The sequence below is a fragment of the Paenibacillus ihuae genome, from assembly GCF_001368795.1.
GTDB classification, from domain to species: Bacteria; Bacillota; Bacilli; order Paenibacillales; family Paenibacillaceae; genus Paenibacillus_AQ; species Paenibacillus_AQ ihuae.
In genome coordinates this window covers 1-3,842 of record NZ_LN831205.1, presented here as the reverse complement: position 1 = coordinate 3,842, position 3,842 = coordinate 1, and the positions used below count along the sequence as shown (strand labels likewise).

The 3,842-nt window shown below is 47.3% G+C and carries 4 protein-coding genes and 1 rRNA gene; all 5 read right to left on the bottom strand.

The annotated features are described in order from the left end of the window. A partial coding sequence (locus tag AQR02_RS28695; RefSeq protein WP_245237785.1) for a DNA topoisomerase occupies window positions 1-622 on the bottom strand: 622 nt, incomplete at its 3' end. Window positions 623-734: 112 nt separating this feature from the next. Next, complete coding sequence (locus AQR02_RS28690; protein WP_054943735.1) at window positions 735-1,880, bottom strand: DUF4179 domain-containing protein; 1,146 nt, start codon at window positions 1,878-1,880, stop codon at window positions 735-737. Next, window positions 1,855-2,439, bottom strand: a complete 585-nt coding sequence (locus AQR02_RS28685; protein ID WP_054943734.1) for an RNA polymerase sigma factor — start codon at window positions 2,437-2,439, stop codon at window positions 1,855-1,857. The genes AQR02_RS28690 and AQR02_RS28685 overlap by 26 nt, the downstream gene beginning before the upstream one ends. A gap of 162 nt (window positions 2,440-2,601) precedes the next feature. Then, on the bottom strand, window positions 2,602-3,348 hold the full coding sequence (locus AQR02_RS28680; protein WP_054943733.1) for an acyl-[acyl-carrier-protein] thioesterase: 747 nt from the start codon (window positions 3,346-3,348) through the stop codon (window positions 2,602-2,604). Between the two features lie 278 nt (window positions 3,349-3,626). Then, a 5S ribosomal RNA gene (gene rrf / locus AQR02_RS28675) occupies window positions 3,627-3,743 on the bottom strand. Window positions 3,744-3,842 lie beyond the last annotated feature (99 nt).

The window sequence follows — 3,842 nt, the reverse complement described above, 5'->3', positions numbered from 1 at the left end:
AGCCGGTAATTTCATTCTCCCTGTCCATAATCATGCCCAGAGTCGGTGTCTGCACCCGGCCGGCTGACAGGGGCGCACCGAACTTGCAGGTGAGAGCCCGGGTAACATTAAGCCCGATCATCCAGTCCGCCTCGGCACGGCAGCGTGCTGATTCATAGAGCCGGTCAAAATCCCGCCCCGGACGCAGCGACGCGAACCCTTCCTTAATGGCCTTATCTGTCTGTGAAGAGATCCACAGCCGCCGGAACGGCTTTTTCCAGCCCGCCATATTCATAATCCAGCGTGCCAAGAGTTCCCCTTCACGCGCCGCATCCGTGGCGATGATGAGTTCCTCAATATCCTGCCGTTTCATTAGCTGCTGTACTGCCTTGTACTGCTGGCCCGTCTCCCGCAATACCTTCAGCTTGGCTTTCTCTGGCAGAATCGGTAAGTCTTCCAATGCCCAGGCAGCAAATTTATGATTATAATCCTCCGGCTCCGCCAGGCCGACCAAATGCCCGAGCGCCCAGGTTACGACATATTTAGGACCTTCAATGTAACTCTTCTGTTTATTCCCGCAGCCCATTACCCGCGCAATCTCGCGCGCTACAGAGGGCTTCTCCGCAAGCACTAATACTTTCATAATTCTCTCCTTTCCATTTCAACAATTCATTATACCATTAAATAAAAAGTCCACATCTGCTCAGCAGACACGGACTTGAAAACAGCCAATTTTGCGTACTGCTCTTTCTTCATTAAGGAATCACTATAGTGGTCTCTAGGTCTTCATAATAGGTTTTCAACCGTTCCCCATTGGCATCCTTCAAGAGATTCAGATCTTGGTCAAACGTGCAGGTATACGGCCGCACTGTAATCGTCTTGGGTACTTGCGGAAACGTATTATACAGATTATCCACATGAGCAGCAACTGGCGATATTCTGCCGTTAGGATATCCCATCTGTTTCGGGCTGATGACTTGACCCTCTTCATTCACAATTTCATAGAAGACGATTGTCGGGGCAAATTCACCCGTCTGCTCCGGTGCTATAGGCACCTCTCCCTTACTGTCTATCACCAAACGGATGGTAGCTGGTGTGATGTCCAGATTCGTAACCGTATAGCTGAAGGAGCCTCTGCTTGCCCCCTGGTTCAGGGTCAGATTAATGATTCCGTCCCTAGCCTTCTTCACCGTTGTCACGAACTCAAACGGCTCCGCCACCTGGGCAACCGGTACGCTGATATGAACCGTAAACTCATCCCCGTAGGACGCTGTGTTCTGCGGATTATTCAATTCCAATAAAAGCGTGTTCGGCCGCCCATCTACGTCGCCTGTTACAGATGTTCCGAACTCAACAGTCTCCCCTGACGGCAAGGTTACACGAGGTATCCCTAACAAACCTTTGGTTGATTTATCGAAATCTTGGGTCGCGAAATTTGTGATTTGGGCAAGCACCCGTTCATCTGTAATTCCACTTCGCTCGAAACCAATAGCCAGTCGTGTACCGTCATAAAATACATCTGTAACGCTTAATGTCACCCCGTCATGTGTCACACTCAAATCGGGGGCAGTCGTCATTCCGTTTTTGGCAGCCAGCATGAGTCCCGGGTCCTCTGAATATTCAAATATACTGCCCAGCACCGGGAACTGCCTGAGCGTGTCTGCCCACGCCGGGGAGATGAATCCTGCAGCTATTGTACACACGCCGAGTATTACTGCGGCACCTGCAGCAGCTATTGTCTTCCTTAACAGTCTGCCTCTTGGCGGTATATTTGCCTCCGCATGTTCTATACGTTTCATAATTTGCTCTCCGTAGCTTTCTACCGGCAACTGCAGCTTTCCAATACTCCGGCGAATTTCCTCATTCATTAGACTTTCATTTTGATTCTGCCATTTCTCCATGATGATAACCTCCTTCATCTTCTTTTTGCTGAATCAGTTTCTTGCGCAGCCGTTCATATTTCTTCCGGAGAGCCGCAGAGCTTCGTCCAGTAATCTGTGCAATTTCTTCAAAGCTGTATTGTTCAATCACGTGAAGGATCAACAACCCGCTTTCTTCCGAAGTAAGATCTGCAAACAGCCTGTCTACAGGCGAATCGTTCTTGAATTCAGGATAATCCCGCACCAGCTGCATTTTATACAATGATAACAACCGGCTGCGGCGCGTACGCCTGCGGAGCTGATCCAAGCAATGATGATACGCTACCTTATACACCCAGGCTGAAAAAGAACCGCGCCTCTCATAGCGTCCAAGCTCCTGGTACACCTTCACAAATACATCCTGCACAGCGTCCTCTGCTTCTTCACGGCTTCTTAAAATATAGTAACAATACGTGTAAATCTGCCGTTCATACGCAGTTATCAGCATTGTAAACGCCTGCCGTTCACCTGCACACACCTTATTAATCGCTTCTTCGATCATATTTGGATTCACTTGGCCCCCGGGGTTGCCCTGCTCCAAAAGAATCACCTCCGTTTTCCTCTTACAACTATATAACGAACGTAAATTGGGCATTTGTGACATATGAAGAACAAGCAAAATATGAAAAAACGGCAGTCCACCGGAAATCCGAGTATCTGCCGTTAAATCATGCTGTATTTAAAACTGTAGTTGTTTAGAAACCTAATTCTCAAGCTTTAGGTAAGCCTCAAAAAATATCCGATCCTCACCTTGGCCTCGAACATAAACACCTTTTTCAGTCCAGGATGAGCGCAAAATGCTAAAGTTCTCGCCATACGTGGCTTCCTGTGCATATGTTATCTGAAGGCCGCTGATCCTCCACACTTCCCACTCCTCCAAGGTCAGCGCATCGCAGCATAAATCTACATACCGCGCATTGTTAAGGTGGCCGTTATTGTCTAGTCCGCTATACCTTACCTGATAACGATAAGCTTCCTCCATTAGAACATCCGCGGGAATTAAGACTTTATCCGGCAGACTTCCTACCGAATCCTCCAGATAGGGCTCTACGGTAATTGGGAGGGCTGACGGCCGGAGTATCTTGCGTTTATCAATATCCACAAGCGCCCAAATTGAGCGCGCAGATGCAATTTCTACCGCATTCTCGTCAAAAATCCTGTAATCACGCTGCCAGAGTGCCCCCTTGTTCCCTTTACTCCATGTATGTACGTTAAGAATTTCGTTTGATAAAGGCAACCGGTGAATATCAAGATTAAGCGTAATGACCATCCAGCCCATTCGGGCCTCAAGCATTTTATCAATACTTAACCCCAGGCTGCTTACAGCCGAATCCGCTGCACGCTGCATAATATCCAGAAGAAAGGAAAGCTTGCCTCTGGACTGAAAGTCGGTATCACTAGCATGTACCATAAATTCCTCTGTCCACAAAAGATTGCTGGGCTTGTCCATAACTTTACGCTCCTTTACGTATTCATTCACATTATTCACTGATGTATCCACATAATCTATATCTATATCCACATAAATTGGGGAGTACTTTTAAATTTATAGAAACTTTAATATTCTATCCACATGTGTATAAGTTTTCTTTTCCCGCTATTTCTCTCTGGTTATGCACAAATTTAATAATAACTGCCCACAGAAATACTTAATCTCAGGACACTTATCCCCAGATTGCTTAAAGACACAAAAAAACCATTGTCGATAACTCAACAATGGCTTCATGTGCTTGGCGGCGTCCTACTCTCCCGGGACCCTTCGGTCCAAGTACCATCGGCGCTGGAAGGCTTAACGGTCGTGTTCGGGATGGGTACGCGTGGAACCCTTCCGCTATCGCCACCAAACGTGATTTTTGCACTGCGTTGACTTCTGCGAGATCACTCCTGCAAAATATCATTCCTCATAAAGGACATGCAGCTTAAAATCATTCAGGAACCTTAATT

What these genes read in the sequence shown, in the direction of transcription:
- AQR02_RS28680 (WP_054943733.1), bottom strand. Translation starts at nt 3,348, where the DNA reads ATGGACAAGCCCAGCAATCTTTTGTGGACAGAGGAATTTATGGTACAT.
- AQR02_RS28690 (WP_054943735.1), bottom strand. Translation starts at nt 1,880, where the DNA reads ATGGAGAAATGGCAGAATCAAAATGAAAGTCTAATGAATGAGGAAATT.